16 protein-coding genes and 1 tRNA gene are annotated in these 18,357 nt (G+C 67.8%); 8 read left to right on the forward strand and 9 right to left on the reverse strand.

Annotation, left to right across the window (positions count from 1 at the left end; all coding sequences use genetic code 11):
- Complete coding sequence (locus tag L978_RS02825; protein WP_047520051.1) at positions 1-2,004, reverse strand: DUF262 domain-containing protein; 2,004 nt, start codon at positions 2,002-2,004, stop codon at positions 1-3.
- A gap of 176 nt (positions 2,005-2,180) precedes the next feature.
- Between L978_RS02825 and L978_RS02830 the strand changes: the two genes are divergently transcribed.
- Together L978_RS02830 and L978_RS02835 are read left to right on the forward strand one after the other, a co-directional pair.
- Positions 2,181-2,954 (forward strand): hypothetical protein, encoded by a 774-nt coding sequence (locus L978_RS02830; protein WP_047520053.1) that lies wholly within the window; start codon positions 2,181-2,183, stop codon positions 2,952-2,954.
- Positions 2,955-3,137: 183 nt separating this feature from the next.
- A complete protein-coding gene (locus tag L978_RS02835) occupies positions 3,138-3,641 on the forward strand; it encodes a DUF3145 domain-containing protein (protein ID WP_028501717.1) in 504 nt (167 codons plus the stop codon).
- Between the two features lie 139 nt (positions 3,642-3,780).
- On the opposite strand, the gene yczR is transcribed toward L978_RS02835, so the two are convergent.
- Positions 3,781-5,184 carry a MocR-like transcription factor YczR gene (yczR, locus tag L978_RS02840; RefSeq protein ID WP_047520055.1) on the reverse strand — a complete coding sequence of 468 codons (1,404 nt, stop codon included), beginning with the start codon at positions 5,182-5,184 and terminating at the stop codon, positions 3,781-3,783.
- Positions 5,185-5,278: 94 nt separating this feature from the next.
- Here yczR and yczE point away from each other — a divergent pair, with 94 nt between their 5' ends.
- Positions 5,279-5,944 (forward strand): membrane protein YczE, encoded by a 666-nt coding sequence (gene yczE / locus L978_RS02845; protein ID WP_052193280.1) that lies wholly within the window; start codon positions 5,279-5,281, stop codon positions 5,942-5,944.
- Positions 5,945-6,159: 215 nt separating this feature from the next.
- Here the strand turns inward: yczE and L978_RS02850 are convergent, their stop codons facing one another.
- The 6 genes from L978_RS02850 to aceE form a co-directional block, all read right to left on the reverse strand.
- On the reverse strand, positions 6,160-7,398 hold the full coding sequence (locus L978_RS02850) for a beta-ketoacyl-[acyl-carrier-protein] synthase family protein (RefSeq protein ID WP_047520057.1): 1,239 nt from the start codon (positions 7,396-7,398) through the stop codon (positions 6,160-6,162).
- Positions 7,399-7,495: 97 nt separating this feature from the next.
- Positions 7,496-7,744 (reverse strand): acyl carrier protein, encoded by a 249-nt coding sequence (locus L978_RS02855; protein ID WP_017202249.1) that lies wholly within the window; start codon positions 7,742-7,744, stop codon positions 7,496-7,498.
- Between the two features lie 68 nt (positions 7,745-7,812).
- Positions 7,813-8,814 carry a beta-ketoacyl-ACP synthase III gene (locus L978_RS02860; RefSeq protein WP_047520059.1) on the reverse strand — a complete coding sequence of 334 codons (1,002 nt, stop codon included), beginning with the start codon at positions 8,812-8,814 and terminating at the stop codon, positions 7,813-7,815.
- Positions 8,811-9,731 carry an ACP S-malonyltransferase gene (locus L978_RS02865; RefSeq protein WP_047520062.1) on the reverse strand — a complete coding sequence of 307 codons (921 nt, stop codon included), beginning with the start codon at positions 9,729-9,731 and terminating at the stop codon, positions 8,811-8,813. The genes L978_RS02860 and L978_RS02865 overlap by 4 nt, the downstream gene beginning before the upstream one ends.
- A gap of 99 nt (positions 9,732-9,830) precedes the next feature.
- Entirely contained in the window at positions 9,831-11,027 is a 1,197-nt protein-coding gene (locus L978_RS02870) for a PucR family transcriptional regulator (protein WP_047520064.1), read from the reverse strand.
- Positions 11,028-11,058: 31 nt separating this feature from the next.
- On the reverse strand, positions 11,059-13,785 hold the full coding sequence (gene aceE / locus L978_RS02875; protein ID WP_047520066.1) for a pyruvate dehydrogenase (acetyl-transferring), homodimeric type: 2,727 nt from the start codon (positions 13,783-13,785) through the stop codon (positions 11,059-11,061).
- A gap of 153 nt (positions 13,786-13,938) precedes the next feature.
- On the opposite strand from aceE, the gene L978_RS02880 reads away from it, so the two are divergent.
- The 5 genes from L978_RS02880 to L978_RS02900 all read left to right on the forward strand — a co-directional run bounded on the left by L978_RS02880 (position 13,939) and on the right by L978_RS02900 (position 17,349).
- Positions 13,939-14,011: transfer RNA gene (locus L978_RS02880), tRNA-Val, on the forward strand.
- A gap of 32 nt (positions 14,012-14,043) precedes the next feature.
- Complete coding sequence (locus L978_RS02885) at positions 14,044-14,733, forward strand: potassium channel family protein (RefSeq protein ID WP_052193281.1); 690 nt, start codon at positions 14,044-14,046, stop codon at positions 14,731-14,733.
- A 74-nt stretch (positions 14,734-14,807) separates the two neighbouring features.
- Positions 14,808-15,365 carry a dihydrofolate reductase family protein gene (locus L978_RS02890; protein WP_047520068.1) on the forward strand — a complete coding sequence of 186 codons (558 nt, stop codon included), beginning with the start codon at positions 14,808-14,810 and terminating at the stop codon, positions 15,363-15,365.
- An 84-nt stretch (positions 15,366-15,449) separates the two neighbouring features.
- Positions 15,450-16,337: a TIGR01777 family oxidoreductase gene (locus L978_RS02895; RefSeq protein ID WP_047520070.1), complete on the forward strand. Its 888-nt coding sequence runs from the start codon at positions 15,450-15,452 to the stop codon at positions 16,335-16,337.
- A 58-nt stretch (positions 16,338-16,395) separates the two neighbouring features.
- Positions 16,396-17,349 carry an L-lactate dehydrogenase gene (locus L978_RS02900; RefSeq protein WP_047520072.1) on the forward strand — a complete coding sequence of 318 codons (954 nt, stop codon included), beginning with the start codon at positions 16,396-16,398 and terminating at the stop codon, positions 17,347-17,349.
- A 145-nt stretch (positions 17,350-17,494) separates the two neighbouring features.
- Here L978_RS02900 and L978_RS02905 read toward each other — a convergent pair whose 3' ends face one another.
- Positions 17,495-18,343, reverse strand: coding sequence for an aldo/keto reductase (locus L978_RS02905; RefSeq protein ID WP_081996898.1), 849 nt, complete (start codon positions 18,341-18,343; stop codon positions 17,495-17,497).
- Positions 18,344-18,357: the final 14 nt, after the last annotated feature.

The following is an 18,357-nucleotide window of genomic DNA, read 5'->3' on the forward strand; positions in this document are numbered from 1 at the left end:
TCACATCACGTTCCCGATGTAGGAGTACTTGACGAAGACCTCTGAGGCGATGCCCGACTCCTCGAGCACGCCCTGCACAGCGGTCATCATGTAGTTGGAGTCCCAGCCCATGTAGAGGAAGTGGCCCTCGTCGAGCTGGTCCCACTGGCCCTTCCAGGCCATGTCCTGGTAGATCGGCCCGCCGTGTGCCGCGCAATAGGCCAGGGCTGCCTCCCTCGTGTCGGTCCAGGCGCGACGGAAGACCCGGTTGAACAGGTACTTGACGTCGGGGACCTCCCAGCGCTCACCGCGGTACTCGACATAGTCGAACTCGCGCTCCCATCCGGTGGGCCATCCGCGACGCCGCACGGCGTCCAGGATCGGTGTGAGCCCGTCGTCGTCGATCTCCGGGAGGGCGGGGCGCGCCCAGATGCGGATCAGCTCGGAGGTGAGGGCGACGGTGCGCTGGGTGATGGCCGCCGTGCCCCAGGAGGGGATCTCAGCGAGGTCACGCGTCGCAGGCACGGAGCTTCGGGCGTAGGCCTCGACACGCTTGATCGGGAAGGAAGCACCGAACACCCGTTCCGCCAACGGCTGCTCGAGAAGAGTCAGATTGCCGAGGGTCGGCGCGAGCGCCCGGTGGCTGTTCTGCTCGTCCTCGGTGTATTCGCTCCACGGGCGCTCACCGTCGCCGGACCAGGCGTCTCCCGGAACGGTCGGCACGATGTGCTCGATGTCGTACGCGTCGAGGTCGTCGACGCCTTCCACACGTCCCAGGACATAGGCGGGGTGGGGGAGTTCGCTGTACTTCAGAACTGCGCTCACGCGCTCGTCCGACGGAGTGATGCGGGCGAACGCGCGTGCGAGTGCGTCGCGGCCGTCGCGGCGCGCGCGGCAGAGGCGAGCGATGAGACGTTCGGACGGCAGGTTGACCAGTGCCCGACGGAGATACAGCGCCTGAAGCCACTCCAGGGTCTCGATGAGTTCGGCGCGGTCGATGCGACCGCGGAGGTGGTCGCTGTAGGCGCTCATCACCAACGGGGCGGAGGCGCGGCCGAAGGTCGTGACCTGACGCAGCTGCCGGGCGATCTCCGGATCCGGCTCGCGCGTCGGGTCGAGCAGGACGCCGTAGATCTCTGCATGGTGTCGCCACTCCTCGGCGTCGGCCTGGAGATGCGCGACGTCGACACGGGGGAAGGACTGCCGGAAGGCGCTGTACACGCCGTGCTCACCGTTCGCTGCGACCTCACGCCCCGTCACGAGGACGAGGTAGTGCCGCCAGAACGCGCCGATCGACTCTCCCGTGTGGTGCTCGATCGGCACCCAGAAGCGGGCTTCGACGTCGACCTGTTCCGCGTGGCTGAGGCCCATCAGGATGTAGTTGTGGATGAGCTCGTGATCGCGCAGAGGCTCGCCGGTCGAGTTCAGGCTCTCGAAGATCTGCTGCGCGTTCGCTCGGGCGCCGAGAGTGATCGACACGTGCTCGAGCCGCTGCAGCCCGCGCCAGATCAGGGGGACCTCATCCACGTGGATCTGGCTGCGGAAGAACGCGTAGTTGTCGTCGAAGCGCGACTCGCGATCCGCGTCGTCGCGACGGTCGAGCACGACGGATTCGTAGAGCTCGGCCCAGGCGTCGTGGGGGCGCAGCTTCGTGCGTCCTGGGTCATCGGAGCGGACCAGGACGCGCTCGAGCGACGACGCCAGCACGGGGTCGGTGTCGCGGATGGCATGGTGCAGGGCCGCCACGAGAAGCATGAGCGTCGTGATGCGCTGCTGTCCGTCGATGAGGATGAGGTCGGACTCCGTCGATGCGCCGTCCTGCGCGGAGAGGATCGACCCGAGGAAGTGGCGGTGTGCGTCGTCTTCGCGCGCGACGGCACGGATGTCGGAGAGGAGCCGTTCGCAGCCGCCGATGTCCCACCGGTACTGGCGCTGGTACACCGGCACCACGATCGTGGACGTGTCCGCCGCGAGCCATTCGATCGTGTTGACTGCTGTCGCCTCGACGTTGGTCGCGGTGCTCATGCTGGTGTCTCGTCCTCCCGTAGCGACGGGTGCCGAGACTTCGCCGGGCACCCCGATCAGTCTATTCGGTTATGCACGGCCGACCTCCGAAGGGGGCGCAGGCTTCGCTGTTAGGCTTGCCTTATCAGGGCCTGTTAAAACGTGCTGGCCCCCGATGAAAGGAACATGACTCGATCATGGGTTACATCAAGTCCGCTGCCCTCGAAGACAAGGGATTCGTCGTCCTCGACAGCTACAACCAGGAGCTCGACCCCAAGGAGTGGCTCGACATCGAGTACAACGACTGGAAGTCGTCGGGTGACACCCGCTTCGCTCCGCTCGCGAGCGCTTTCGGTGACATCGAGTGCAACGGTTTCTGGAACCACAAGCCGCCGCGCACCGACAAGGACGGCGTCTGGATCGACTCGCAGACCGAGAAGGCCCCGAACCTGACGCGTCGCGCGCAGGAGCCGGGCGCCAACGTCGGACGCTGCCGCGTCATCGAGCTGCAGCCGACCCCGTACGGCGACTGCCTCTACAACCTCCACCAGGACGACAACAACCGTCTGAACCCCGACGGCACCGGCTGGGTCGTGCGCGGGTTCTTCAACCTGACCGATGACAAGGACAGCTACTTCGTCCTGCGCGAGAACCGCACGGACCCGAGCATCGAGTACCGCATCGCGCTCCCGGCCGGCGCGCAGCTCATCGTCGACACGCAGCGCCTGTGGCACGCGGCGACGCACAACGGCACCGAGCCGCGCTACTGCCTCATCACGTCGTGGACCTCGGGCCCCGAGCTCGACGCCTACATCGAGAAGTACCACGGCACCGACGACGTGCCCAACTACGAGGTCGACCAGGAGACGCTCGAGTTCGGGTACGCCGAGCAGGCTCGCAAGGACGCCGCTCGCGCGGCCTACTATGCCGCGAAGGGCCAGCAGGTGAAGCAGGCCATGAGCGAGGCCTGATCTCGTCAGACTCCGGACCGACTGCGGTCCGAAGGCCCCGGTCCCGGTGACCGGGGCCTTCGTCATGAATGACATGCTTGTGATTTCGGCTGAACTCGGCGAGAATGGGCGCACAACCGCATATTCTCGCCACTTCGTGGTTCAGGTCGTTGGGGAAGACGCACCTGATGAAACGGAGAGATCATGGCGACGGCTTACGCACGCGGAGTGGTGTTCATCCACTCTGCGCCTCGCGCGCTCTGCCCGCACCTCGAATGGGCGGTGGGTCGTGCTATCGGGCGTGCAGTGAACTTCGATTGGACCGAGCAGCCCGTGCTGAACGGCGCGCGACGCGCCGAGTTCTACTGGGACGGTCCGGTCGGCACCGGAGCTGCCCTCGCCACCTCGATCCGCGGCTGGGAGCACCTCCGCTTCGAGGTCACCGAGGACCCGACACCGCGCAGCGACGGCGGACGCTGGTTGCACACGCCCGACCTCGGCATCCACTACGCACAGACCGATGCGGCCGGGAACATCGTCATCGGTGAAGACCGGATCCGCTACGCGATGGAGATCGCCGCGGGCAGCGCGGTGGAACTGCAGCGCGAACTCGACATCGCCCTCGGGTCCGCGTGGGACGAGGAGCTCGAGCCCTTCAGGCACGCCAGCGACGACGCCAGGGTCGTCTGGCTTCACAAGGTCGGGTAGTCCCGACTCCAGAGACCGGGAGCGGGGAGGCGTGAGTATCGGATGCCGGTGAATCATCCCGGACGCTGAGAAGACGTATCCCCACCCCGCACGATGAGGACCCCGCCCCGGAGACGAGGCGGGGTCCTCGTCGTCCGGATCAGATCACGGCGGCGTGCTCGAGTTCGTCGGCACGGGATGCGGTGCCCTTGCGCACGTCTTCCCAGGCCAGGGCCAACCGCGTCATCGCCTCCGCTGTGCGGTCGGGCGGGAGGGTGATGGGCAGACGCAACCGTCGTTCCAGGACGCCACCGGTGGTGAAACGTGGGCCAGGCGGCAGGATGAGCTGCCGTTCACGCGCGGCCAGTGACAGCGCGGTGGAGAGCGGACCGCCGATGTCGACCCAGGCTGAGAGCCCACCCGGTGTGCGAGGCATGTGCCAGCCGGGGATCCCGGCGACGCCGGCTTCGACGGCGGCGCGTCCTGCGCGCAGACGTCGGCCCACGTGCGAGGTGAGGGCGGGCATCTCCGTGAGCAGCTCGATCGCGATGCACTGCTCCAGCAGTGCGGTACCGAGTTCGAAGGAAGGCCGTACCGCGAGCAGCCGCGCGACGACGGAGCGTTCGGCACGGATCCATCCGATCCGCATTCCTCCCCAGGCGATCTTGGACATCGATCCGACGGTGATGACGTTGGGCCCGCTCGCGGCCATCGGCGTGGGCGCCCACCCTCGGTCGATGTCCAACTCCGTGGTCGTCTCGTCGACGATCAGATGCGTACCCACGTTGCGCGAGGTCGTCACGATCCGCTGGCGGTCCTCGTCCGGCAGGGTGGCCCCGGTCGGATTGTGGAAGTCGGGGATCAGATAGGCGACGTGAGGACGCGTGCTGAGCAGCGTCTCGTTGAGGTGCCGTGTATCCCACCCCTCCACGTCGACCGGCGTGGGGACCAGTCGGTACCCGTGGCGGTGCAGAGCCTCGAGCGCGTGGGGGAAGGTCGGTTGCTCGACGAGAGCTCTCTCGCCCCGTCGGCCGATCGCCGTGAGGATCAGGTTGACCGCGTTGAGCGCCCCGGAGGTGATGATGATCTCCTCCGCGGATGTCGGGGCTCCGCGCTCACGGAACCGCTGCGCGACCGCGTCTCGGAGTTCCGGCAGTCCTTGCAGCGAGTACCCGCTCGTGCCGCGCAGTGCGGCCAGCCGCGGGAGCGACCGCACGGTGGCGTCGTACAACCCGGGGGTGGAGTCCATGGAGGCGATGGAGAGGTCGATGGCCGTGTCGTCAGCGTCGAGGCCGGGGGCTGCGTGATCGTGGGGGAGGGCGACGCGCGTGCTGCCCCCGTGCAGCCGGGTGACGTAGCCGTCATCCTCCAGCAGGCTGTAGGCGCGGGTGATGGTCGAGCGAGACCGACGCAGTTCCCGCGCGAGGGCGCGTTCGCTGGGCAGGCGTTCGCCGACGGTCAACCGGCCGTCGAGGACCAAGGCGCGGATGCGATCGGCCAGCACGCTCGCGGCGGCACCGGCCACGTTGTGCGCCCCGAGCTGTTCGACGAGTCGTGATCCCATGAGTCCAGCATGGCGCAAACTGGACTCGTATCGGCGGGCCACTTGTCGCCAGTGGCCTCGGCATCGCGCTGTATGCGGGAGCCAGAGCGGAATCATGCTCCTCCGTGCCGTGCTGCTCCCCATCCAGGCGTCCTCCCGCAGGGACCTCGTCGAGCGTCTCCTGCAGCTCGTGTTCGGCCTGTTCCTCTACGGCGTCGCGCTCGGGTTCATGGTGCGCGGCGGCATCGGGGTGGCGCCGTGGGACGTCCTGGCGCTCGGACTGGCCGGCCAGACGGGTGTCGGCTACGGCGCCATGACCGTGATCGTCTCGGTCGTCGTCCTGTTGCTGTGGATCCCGCTGCGTCAGCGTGTGGGCCTCGGAACCGTGTTGAACGCGCTCCTGGTCGGGCCCAGCGCTGATCTCGCGCTGCTCCTGATCCCGCAGCCTCCCTCCGTCTGGATCGGGGCGCCGATGTTCGTCTTCGGGCTGGTGCTGTTGGCCTTCGCGACCGGCCTCTACATCGCCGCGGACTTCGGTCCCGGTCCGCGTGATGGGCTGATGACCGGTCTGGTTCGGCGCACCGGATGGGCCGTCTGGGTGGTGCGCACCCTGATCGAGGGCAGCGTCCTGGTGATCGGCTTCATCCTCGGAGGCCCTGTGGGCGTCGGTACGGTGCTCTTCGCGTTCGGTGTCGGCCCGTTGATCGGCGTCTTCCTCCCGTATCTCACCCGATGGCGTGAGGCCCGTTCGCGGCGACTCGGAACACTGCGCCCAGCCTGAGAAGCATCCACCTCCGTCCCGGGTCTTCCGCATCCGTCCCGGGTCTTCCGCATCCGTCCTGCGGCTTCCGGACCGAAGCGCGCTCGACACGTGCATGATCCGCGCACGCCTGCATGACCGATCGCCAGGAGGAGGCCAGACATCCGTCGGATTCTCATGCATATGTGAAGAGAGGCCCTCCGGAATCCCGGAGGGCCTCTCGCTGCACGGTGGTGTCAGTCGGCGCTGGCGACCACGAGGACCGCGTTGTGTCCGCCGAAGCCGAACGAGTTGCTGATGGCGATCTGCGGACCCTCGCCGAGCGCCGTGGGTGCGCCCGAGAGGCGGAACGGCACGGCGGGGTCCGGCTCGGTCATGTTGATCGTCGGGGGTGCGACACGGTCGCGGAGCGCGAGGATCGAGAAGATGGCCTCCAGTGCGCCGGTGCCGCCGAGCAGGTGTCCCGTGGAGGCCTTCGTGGCGGCGACGGGGATCTCATCGATCCGGTCTCCGAAGACCTTCTTGAGCGCGACGTACTCGTTGGGGTCGCCGACCGGGGTGGACGTCGCGTGCGCGTTGATGTGCGTGACCTGATCAGCGGTGATGCCGGCCTCTTCGAGCGCCTGCGTGACGGCACGGGCTGCGCCGTTGCCCTCGGGGTCGTTGCCGGTGATGTGGTACGCGTCGGCGGTGACTCCGCCGCCCAGAACGTAGCCGTAGATCTTGGCGCCGCGAGCCTTGGCGTGCTCTTCGGTCTCGAGGATCAGCGCGGCGGCGCCCTCGCCCATGACGAAGCCGTCACGGTCGATCGCGCCGGGGCGGGAAGCGTGGGCCGGGTCGTCGTTCCGACGCGACAGCGCCTGCGCCGAAGCGAAGGAAGCCATCGTGATCGGGTGGATCGCGGATTCGGTACCGCCGGCGATCACGACGTCGGCGAGGCCGTCCTGCAGATGGTGGTACGCGTGGATGATCGATTCGGTGCTCGAGGCGCACGCGCTGACGACGGTCTGCGCGTAGGCGCGGGCCTCGAACTGCAGGGAGAGGTTGCCAGCGGCCGCATTGGGCATGAGCATCGGGACCGTGAGCGGCATGACCCGACGGGGTCCCTTCTCGCGCAGCGTGTCCCAGGCGTCGAGGAGAGTCCAGAGTCCGCCGATGCCGGTGGCGAAGTCGATACCGAGGCGCTCGGGGGCGACCTCGGGGGTGCCCGCATCCGCCCACGCCTCGCGTGCTGCGATCAGGGCGAACTGCGAGGACGGGTCGAGGCGCTTCGCCTCATGGCGGGGGAGAACCTCTTCCGGGCGGACGATCGCCTCGGCGGCGAAGGTGACGGGCAGCTCGTACTGCTGGACCCAGTCGTGTTCGAGCGTGCGGGTGCCGGACATGCCGGACAGCAGGTTCGTCCAGTTCTCCGGGGCCGTTCCGCCGATGGCGGAGGTGGCGCCGATGCCGGTGACGACGATGCGCTTGGTCATGGGGTGTGGTTCCTTGTCGAAACGAAGTCGAACGGGTGAGAGGGCAAGGCGGAGGATGCCACTCCCCGCGAGGTGCGGGGGTGGCATCCTGCCGGGATTACTCCTGGCCCGCGACGATGAAGTTGACGGCGTCGCCGACGGTCTTGAGGTTCTTGACCTCGTCGTCGGGGATCGTGACACCGAACTTCTCTTCGGCGTTGACGACGATCGTCATCATCGAGATGGAGTCGATGTCGAGGTCGTCGGTGAACGACTTCTCCAGGGCGACCTCGGAGGCGTTGATGCCGGTCTCGTCGGTGATGAGCTCTGCGAGGCCCGCGAGGACCTCATCGTTGGTGAAAGCCATGTGGTCTTCCTCTTTCTTACGGGTTGTATTCGGAACCGTGGAACAGTCTAGAGAAGGTCAGCGCATTCTCAGGGAAGGACGACGACCTGCGCGGCGAACACCAGTCCTGCTCCGAACCCGATCTGCAGGGCGAGCCCGCCCGAGAGCTCGGGGTGCTCGGCCATCAGCCGGTGGCTCGCGAGCGGGATCGACGCGGCCGAGGTGTTGCCCGTGGTCTCGATGTCGCGGGCGATCACCGTCGACTCGGGGAGCTTCAGCTGCTTGGCGAACTCGTCGATGATGCGCATGTTGGCCTGGTGCGGGATGAACGCGGCGATATCGGTGGGCTCCACACCCGCCTTGTCGAGCGCCTCTCGGGCGACCTTGGCCATCTCCCACACCGCCCAGCGGAAGACGGTCTGCCCTTCCTGACGGAGTGTCGGCCAGGACGCGACACCGTCGCGGAAGTCCGTGAGCGTGGCATTCATGCCCACGGCATCGGCCTTCGAGCCGTCGGAACCCCAGACGGCGGGTGCGATCCCCGGCGTGTCGCTCGGACCGAGGAGCGCGGCGCCCGCACCATCGCCGAGGAGGAAGGAGATGCTGCGATCGGACGGGTCGACGACGTCGGACAGCTTCTCGGTGCCGATCACCAGGGCGTAGCGCGCGGCGCCGGCCTTGATCAGTGCATCGGCCTGGGCGATCGCGTAGGCGTAGCCGGCGCAGGCGGCATTGATGTCGTACGCCGCGGCGGGGTTCGCGCCCACGCGGTCGGCGACGATGGCCGAGACGGAAGGGGTCTGCTTCGGGTTGCTGATGGTCGCAACGATGACCAGGTCGACCTGATCGGCCGGCACGCCCGACTTCTCGATGGCTTCGGATGCCGCCGCCGCAGCGAGGTCGATCGCATCCGTGTTCTTGTCGGCGCGGACGCGGGTGATGATGCCGGTGCGCTGGCGGATCCACTCGTCGCTGGAGTCGATCGGGCCGATCAGATCTTCGTTCGGCACGGCGTTCTCGCCGCGGGCGGCGCCGTAGGAGTAGATACGCGTGTATGCCGGTCCGGTCACCTGGGCGAGGGTGGGGCTCATGCGGCTTCTCCGTTCAGCAGCGCGACGGCTGCATCGAGGTCTTCGGGGGTCTTCACGGCGACCGTCGGCACGCCTCGGAGGCCGCGCTTGGCGAGGCCGACCAGCGCACCGGCGGGCGCGAGCTCGATGACACCGGTGACGCCGGCGTCTGCGAAGGATGTCATGCAGAGGTCCCAGCGCACCGGCGACGAGACCTGGTCGACCAGGAAGCTCAGCGCCTGGGTGCCATCTGTGACGGCAGAACCGTCACGGTTGGTCCAGAGCGTGATGTCGGGATTCGCGGGGGTGACGTCGGCGACCGCGTCACGGAGGACGGAGACCGCGGAGGCCATGTACCGGGTATGGAACGCGCCGGCGACCTGCAGCGGAACCACGCGGGTTCCCTTGAGCGGTTCCTCGGCGAGAGCGGCGAGAGCGGGAAGCGCGCCGGCGACCACGATCTGGCCGCCGCCGTTGTAGTTCGCGGGGGAGAGGTGGAGTTCGGCGAGTCGCGCCAGGAGGGCTTCTTCATCGCCGCCGAGCACAGCGCTCATGCCAGTCTGCTCCTGCGCTGCGGCGTCGGCCATCGCGCGGCCCCGGATGCCGACGAGGCGCATCCCGGTGTCGGCGTCGATGACGTTGCTGCCGACGAGAGCGGCGATCTCACCGACGGAGTGTCCGGCGATGCCGTCGGCGCGTCGGCCCGCTCGCTGGACCAGTGCGTCACCGGCGATCAGCGAAGCCGCGACGATCAGCGGCTGCGCGATACGCGTGTCGCGGATCGTGTCGGCGTCGGACACCGTGCCGTGTTCGCGAAGATCGACCTCCGCGGCGTCCGAGTACGCGGCGAGGCTTTCGGCCGCTCCGTCGAGCTCGAGCCAAGGAGCGAGGAAACCGGGGGTCTGCGAGCCCTGACCAGGGCATACGACGACAATCACCCACCCAGTCTGCCAACGATTGCGGCAGAGCGGTGGATGATCCATCACAAGATTCCGAAAAACCCTTGTGTGTGGCGTACAGAACGGCGGCGGACGGACTCAGCGCTGCGGGCGTCGCAGCGGCGCCCGCTTGCGCACCTGCTCGGCGGCGCCGATGGATCCGAGGATGAGGGCGGTCTGCAGGATGAGCGCCTCGCGGGGCCCCGTGGCGTCCCAACCGATGACTTCGCTCACGCGCTTGAGGCGATAGCGCACGGTGTTGGGGTGCACGAAGAGCTCGCGCGCCGTCGCCTCGAGGGAGCGTCCGTTGTCGAGGTAGCTCCAGAGCGTGGTGACCAGATCGGTCGAATGCGCCTGCAGGGGACGGAAGATCCGCTCGATCAGGGTCTGCTTCGCGAGCGGATCTCCGGCGAGCGCCCGCTCAGGCAGCAGATCATCGGCTTCGACGGGGCGTGGAGCACCGCGCCAGGCACGCGCGACCGCGAACCCGGCGAGGGCGGCCCGAGCGCTCTGGCTCGCATCGACGAGTGCGGCCACGGGGGGTCCGAGGACGACGTAGCCCGGCCCGAAGGACGGCTCGAGGCGGGAGGCGATCTCCTGGAACCCGAGTTCCTCCTCCTCGTTCTCCTGACCGTCCACGCGTGCGCGTCCGAGGACGAGTACGAGACGGGATCCCTGCACGCCGATGAGGACATCGACGGCGAGCTTCCTGGCGGTTCGGCGGACCAGGTCCACGTCGAACTGCGGCGGTGTCGTACCGACGAGGACAGCGACCTCGCCGTGACCGTGCCACCCGAGCGCCGCGATGCGGCTCGGAAGCTCTTCGTCGGCCTCTCCGGTGAGGATCGAGTCGACGACGAGGGCCTCGAGACGTGCGTCCCAGAGACCTCGGGCCTCCGCGGCCCTGGCATACACGTCGGCCGCAGCGAACGCGACATCGCGGGAGTAGAGCAGGATCGCCTCGCGCAGGTCGTTCCCGCGCCCGGCGACGCGCTCCTCGGTGACTTCCACCGTCACGCGGATGAGTTGCAGCGTCTGCTGGAGGCTGACGCTGCGCAACAGCTCCCGGGGAGCGGCGGCGAAGATGTCGGCCGCGATCCACGGGGTGGAGGTCGGATCCTCGTACCACTGGATGAACGACGTGATGCCCGCCTGGGCCACCAGCCCGACCGCGGAGCGGCGGGCTGGTGGCATGTCGGCGTACCACGGAAGGGTGTCCTCCAGGCGCTTGATCGTCACCGAGGCGATGTCACCGGAGATCCGGCGCAGCCAGGTGAGCGTCGCGGCCTTGTCCATGCCGGAAGGAGAGGATCCTGTCACCGAGGGCTCAGCTTTCGCCGCCCGCGTTGCCGCTGGTTCCCGCGTTCACGTCGTGCAGGCTGTACTTCTGGATCGCCTGTGCCGCGAGCGAACGGTCGACCGTACCCTCTTCGGCGAGCGACTGCAGCGTCCGGACCACGATGGACGGTCCGTCGATCTTGAAGAACCGTCGTGCGGCGGCACGGGTGTCGGAGAAACCGAAGCCGTCGGCGCCGAGCGTGGCGAAGCGGTTCGGAACCCACGGGCGGATCTGATCCTGCACGGCGTGCATGAAGTCGCTCACGGCGACGACCGGACCCTCGGCACCCTGCAGCTTCTCGGTGAGGTACGCGGTGCGCGGCTCGGCCTCGGGGTGCAGGAAGTTGTGCTCGTCGGCGGCGAGGCCGTCACGACGCAGCTCGGTCCAGGAGGTGACCGACCAGACATCGGCGATCACACCCCAGTCGTTCTTCAGGAGTTCCTGCGCCTCGAGCGCCCACGGCAGGCCGACGCCCGACGCGAAGAGCTGGGCGCGGGGGCCGTCGCCCTCGCCGACCGACACGCGGTGGATGCCTCGCACGATGCCGTCCACGTCCACGTTCTCCGGCTCAGCCGGCTGCACGAGGGGCTCGTTGTAGAGCGTGATGTAGTACATCACGTTCGGGTCCTCGTGCTCGCCGCCGTACATGCGGTCGATGCCGGATCGCACGATGTGGGCGATCTCGTAGCCGTAGGCCGGGTCGTACGAGAGCGTCGCCGGGTTGGTGGCGGCCAGCAGGTGCGAGTGACCGTCGGCGTGTTGCAGGCCTTCACCCGTGAGGGTGGTGCGACCCGCCGTCGCGCCCATGATGAACCCGCGGGCCATCTGGTCGCCCGCCGCCCACTGGGCGTCGCCCGTGCGCTGGAAGCCGAACATCGAGTAGAAGATGTAGATCGGGATGAGCGGCTCGCCGTGGGTGGCGTACGAGGTTCCCGCAGCCGTGAATGCCGCGACCGCGCCCGCCTCGTTGATGCCGACGTGCACGATCTGCCCCTGCGGGCTCTCCTTGTAGGCGAGGAGCAGCTCGCGGTCGACCGAGGTGTAGTGCTGGCCGTTCGGGTTGTAGATCTTCGCGGTCGGGAAGTACGCGTCCATACCGAACGTGCGTGCCTCGTCGGGGATGATCGGCACGATGCGGTGGCCGAAGTCCTTCGTGCGGAGGAGATCCTTCAGCAGACGGACGAAAGCCATGGTCGTGGCGATCTCCTGCGTGCCGGAGCCCTTCTTGGGAAGCGCGTACGCGGCGTCGTCCGGCAACGAGAGACCCACATGGGTCGACCGGCGCTCGGGGAGGAATCCGCCGAGAGCCTGACGGCGCTCGAGCATGTACTGGATCGTCTCGTCCTGGGGCCCCGGGTTGTAGTAGGGCGGCAGGTAGGGGTTCTCCTCGAGCTGCGCGTCCGTGATCGGGATGTGCATCGCGTCGCGGAACGTCTTGAGGTTGTCCAGCGTCATCTTCTTCATCTGGTGGGTCGCGTTGCGGCCCTCGAAGTGCGGACCGAGGCCGTAGCCCTTGACGGTCTTCGCGAGGATGACGGTGGGCTTGCCCTTGTGCTCGGTCGCGGCCTTGAACGCGGCGTAGACCTTGCGGTAGTCGTGGCCTCCGCGCTTCAGGTTCCAGATGTCGTCGTCGGAGTAGTCCTTGACGAGGGCGGCGGCACGCTCGTCGCGTCCGAAGAAGTGCTCGCGGATGTACGCGCCGGACTCGGCCTTGTAGGTCTGGTAGTCGCCGTCGGGGGTGACGTTCATCAGGTTGAGCAGCGCACCCTCGGTGTCGCGGGCGAGCAGATCGTCCCACTCGCGGCCCCAGACGACCTTGATGACGTTCCAGCCCGCGCCGCGGAAGAACGACTCGAGCTCCTGGACGATCTTGCCGTTGCCGCGCACCGGACCGTCGAGACGCTGCAGGTTGCAGTTCACGACGAAAGTCAGGTTGTCGAGTCCCTCGTTCGCTGCCACCTGGAGCTGACCGCGGCTCTCGACCTCGTCCATCTCACCGTCGCCGAGGAACGCCCAGACGTGCGACTGGGAGGTGTCCTTGATGCCGCGATTCTCGAGGTACTTGTTCGACATCGCCTGGTAGATCGCATTGATGGGGCCGAGGCCCATCGACACGGTCGGGAACTGCCAGTACTCCGGCATCAGACGCGGATGCGGGTAGGAGGGGATGCCGTACGGTGCGTGCGACTTCTCCTGACGGAAACCGTCGAGCTGGTCCTCGCTCAGGCGTCCCTCGAGGAACGACCGTGCGTAGGTGCCGGGGGAGGCATGACCCTGGATGAAGATCTGGTCGGCCCCGCCGGGGTTGTCGGCGCCCTTGAAGAAGTGGTTGAAGCCGACCTCGTAGAGGGCGGCCGAGGAGGCATACGTCGAGATGTGACCGCCGACGCCGATGCCGGGGCGCTGTGCGCGGTGCACCGTGATCGCAGCGTTCCAGCGGATCCAGGCCCGATAGCGGCGCTCGACCTCTTCGTCACCCGGGAACTCGGGCTCGTTCTCCGGGGCAATCGTGTTGATGTAGTCCGTCGTCGGGACCATCGGCACGCCCAGGTGCAGTTCCTTGGAACGCTTGAGCAGGCTGAGCATGATCTCGCGGCCGCGGCCGTGGCCCTTGGCATCCACCAGCTCATCGAGGGACTGCTGCCACTCGCCGGTCTCCTCCGGATCGCTGTCGAGGGGGCCCTGGGAGTACGGATCCTGGTCGTGCACGGTCACGGGGGAACCTTTCGTCAAGCTGGCAGGTCATGCCAAGGAAACGGGAAGCGACACGGGCAGCCTTGTCAGCTGTGCACAACGCGCGCCGGATTCAGCCTATCCCTCTTCCACGACACGGGTGCGCATCGGCCTCCCGATAGACTGACGGCACCAGGGCCTTTAGCTCAGCTGGTAGAGCGCCACGTTTACACCGTGGATGTCGTCGGTTCGATCCCGGCAGGGCCCACCTCGTACGCGGCCCTCGTGTTAGATGGGCGCATGGATTCGTCACGTTCGTCTTTCGATCGCTGGGATCGCTTCGCGCGTGTGCCGCTCGTGTTCGCCGGAGTCATCTTCATCGTCGGCTTCTCCGTCTTCGTCATCGCTCCCGATCTGCCGCCGCTCGTGCGGGCGGTCGCGGGCAACGCGACGATCCTGACGTGGTTCGTGTTCGCCGCGGACTACATCGTCCGCGTATGCCTCACTCGGAAGGGCACCAGGTGGCGTTATGTCGTGCGTCACCCCGTGGAACTCCTCGCGGTCCTGCTTCCGGTGTTCCGCGCCGTGCGCGTGGTCGACCTCACTCGTCAACTGCCGTTCTTCCATGCCCGTACCGGCAGCGTGGTCAGGACCGAGCTGATCATCTACTCCGCCGCGTACTCGGTGACCTTCGTGTACTTCCTCGCTCTCTCGACGCTGAGCGTGGAACGGTCCGCGCCGGATGCGACCATCGACAGCTTCGGCGATGCCGTGTGGTGGGCGTTCGTGACACTCACGACGGTCGGCTACGGCGACATGTACCCCGTGACCGTCGCGGGGCGGTTCTTCGCCGTGCTCCTGATGCTGGGCGGCATCGTCATCATCGGCATCACATCGGGAACCGTGGTCTCCTACATCACCGACCGCGTGCGCGAGTACGCCTCGAGCTCGCGTTCGATCGACAAGGCTCACCCCGACGGGAGCGAGTGAGTCGTCTCCCGGCGATGCCCACCGCACGCCTGCGGACTCTGGCGGTCACGCGGCCACGGACCTAGGCTCCCGGCATGGGACTCCTGACCTTCAGCATCAACGTCACCCTCGACGGCTGCATCGATCACGAAGTGGGCATCGCCGACGACGAGACACACGCCTATTACACCCGTCTCCTCGAAGAATCCGGCGCGATGCTCTGGGGGCGCACCACCTACGAGATGATGGAGGATGCCTGGCCCGCCGTCGCGCGAGGAGAGACGGACGCCCCGCCGGCGCTGCGCGACTGGGCTGTCGCCCTGGAAGCCACACCCAAGTACGTGGTCTCCGCCACACGCCAGGACTTCCCGTGGACGAACAGCCACCGGATCCACGGCGATCTGCGCGCCGGAGTGCAGAGGCTCAAGGACGAGACGCGCGACGGGGTCCTCCTGGGGAGCGGCAGGCTCGCGACCGAACTCGACCGGTTGGACCTGATCGACGAGTACCGGTTCCTGGTGCATCCGCGGATCGCGGGCCACGGTCCCACGCTGTACGAGCGGGGACTCTCCGCGACTCGACGCCTGACGCTGGTCTCGTCGACACCGTTCCGTAGCGGTGCGATAGCCCTGCACTACCGTCGCGCCGACTGACCTCGGCTAGGGGCATCGCCGGGACGGCGCGTACGCTGGGTGAACCATACGATTCGACGACCGACGGACAGGAAGCTGCAGCACATGGCGCGACGCATCGTCGTGAGCGGGGCCTCGGGCCTGATCGGTTCAGCCCTCGTCTCCTCTCTGCGCGCCGACGGGATCGACGTCACCGTTCTGGTCCGTCGTGCACCGCACGGAGCGGGTGAGGCGCAATGGGCACCGGGGGAGCGTCCGCTCGATCCGGACGTGCTCGCCGGTGCGGAAGCGGTCGTCGCTCTCGGCGGCGCCAGCGTCGGCCGTCTGCCCTGGACGCGTCGCTACCGCGCGGAACTCGTCGATTCGCGATTGCAGACGACCCGCACCATGACGACGGCCCTGCGTGCTCTGCGCTCGGATGCGCCGGCACTGGTCTCGGCGTCCGCGGTCGGCTACTACGGGTCCGCTCCCGGCGAAGTCCTCACGGAGGAGTCCGCAGCCGGTGAGACCTTTCTCGCCGATCTGACCGTGCGCTGGGAGGCCGAGGCTCGACGCGCCGAGGACCACACCAGGGTCGCGCTGCTCCGCACCGCCCCCGTGATCCATCGTCGCGGAGTGCTCAAGCCGCTCATCCAGCTGACCCGCTTCGGCGTCTCCGGTCCTCTCGGACGCGGAACCCAGGTCTGGCCCTGGATCTCGCTCGACGATGAGGTGAGGGGGATCCGGCACGTCCTGGACACGAAGATCGCCGGACCGGTCAACCTCACGGGGCCGACCCCCGCGTCTGCGAACGACATCGGCCGGGAGCTCGCTGCGCGCATGCACAGACCGTTCTGGCTCCCCGCGCCGGCCTGGGCTCTGCGCCTCGCTCTCGGCGACGCAGCGGACTCGCTGCTCCTTCCGGACGCCGATGTGCGGCCGCGGGTTCTGGAGCGCGGGGGCTTCGAGTTCGCTCATCCGACGGTCGCTCAGGCGGTCGCCGCCGCGCTGTGAGCATTTCCGACGGCTTTCCCCCTGCCGGAGAGGCGCACTGCACTGCGAGACTGAGCGCATGGAGATCATCGAGAACTCGAAGCTCACGGTCGTCGGCGCGGGAAGCGTGGGATCCAGCGTCGCCTACGCCGCACTGATCCGCGGATCTGCGCGTCATGTCGCGCTCTACGACATCGCCACCGAGAAGGTCGAAGCCGAGGTCCTCGACCTCGCGCACGGAACACAGTTCACGGGTTCGAGCGACATCGTCGGTGGCAGCGACATCTCGGTCGCCGCCGGCTCGCATGTCGTCGTGATCACGGCGGGAGCAAAGCAGAAGCCGGGGCAGACCCGGATCGAGCTCGCTGAGGTCAACGCGGGCATCATCCGCCGCATGATGCCCGAACTGCTCGACGTCGCACCGAACGCGGTGTATGTGATCGTCACCAACCCGTGCGACGTGCTCACCGTGATCGCTCAGGAGGAGACCGGACTCCCGCCGGAGCGGATCTTCGCGTCGGGCACGGTGCTCGACACCTCCCGGCTGCGATGGAAACTGGCTGAGCGTGCAGGGGTGTCCACCGCCAGCGTCCATGCCCATATCGTCGGCGAGCACGGTGACACGGAGTTCCCGTTGTGGTCGCGGGCGACCATCGGCACCGTGCCGATCCTCGAGTGGGAGACGCCGGGACACCCCCGGTTCACGCTCGAGGAGTTGCAGGAGATCGCCGTGGATGTGCGCGACGCCGCCTACAAGGTCATCCTCGGCAAGGGAGCGACCAACTACGCGATCGGTCTGTCGAGTGCGCGTATCGTTGAGGCGATCCTCCACGACGAGCACGCGGTCATGCCCGTCAGCACGGTGTTGCGCGACTTCCACGGTCTCGACGGAGTGGCCCTTTCGGTGCCGTCGATCGTGAGTGCGACCGGAGCAGTCCCGATCCGCAACACGTCGTTCTCCGACCACGAGTTGGCGCTTCTGCGGCAGTCCGCGGATGCATTGACGGCGGCAGCGGCGTCTCTGCGCCCGTGAGTGGGGTGGCGGCGCGCGACCGACACCCCGCATCGGATCAGCGCCCGTGCGGATCGGTGGCGTTCAGCGCGGCGACGACCCGATCGTAGTCACCGCGGGCCCCTCCGTGTGCTGGGCGCGCAGCGGGTCTGACGCGATACCCGGGTCAGGACTCCTCGTGAGTCCGCGGATCCGCGTCGAACAGACGTCCGTCCGGACGACCGAGCGCGGTGATGGCCGTGACCTCGCCCTCGTCGAGTACGATGTCTGCGGCAGCGAGGTTCGCGACCTGGTGCTCCAGGGACGACGCCTTCGGAATGGACACCGTCCCTCGTGCGACGTGCCAGGCGAGCACGGTCTGCGCGGGAGAGATCCCGTGCGCCGATGCGACCTCGCGGATCACCGCCTCGTCGAGCAGCGCCTTCGCGCGACCCAGCGGGCTCCACGCTTCCGTGAGAATGCCCTTTTCCCGGTGGTACGCGAGTTGCTCCTCCTGCGGGAAGTAGGGGTGCACCTCGATCTGGTTGACGACCGGACGGACACCGGTCTCAGCTTCGATGCGCTCCAGATGTTCCGGGAGGAAGTTCGAGACGCCGATCTGCCGCACGACGCCGCGGGACTGCGCATCGACCAGCGCGGCCCACGCTTGGACGTACTCGTCCTGGCTGGGGTTCGGCCAGTGGATGAGGTGCAGGTCGGTCACGTCGAGTCCCAGGCGCGAGCGGCTCTCCTCGATGCTGTCGCGCGCTCTCTCGGACGGGTGGTGGCGGCCGGGGAGCTTCGTCGTGACGACGATCTCCGAGCGATCCACCTCTGCGGCGGCGACCCCCCTGCCGACCGAGCCCTCATTCTCGTAGTTGAAAGCCGTGTCGATGAGCCGGTAGCCCGCCCCGATGCCCCCGGCGACGGCATCCGCTCCGCTATCGCCGTTCAGTCGATAGGTGCCGAGGCCGATGGCCGGAAGGGCGAAGCCGTTGTGCGCGGTGAACGAGGGGACGACGGGTCGAGTGGTCACGATTCTCCTTCTGG

The organism is Microbacterium sp. ZOR0019, assembly GCF_000800925.1.
Taxonomy (GTDB): Bacteria; Actinomycetota; Actinomycetes; order Actinomycetales; family Microbacteriaceae; genus Microbacterium; species Microbacterium aurugineum.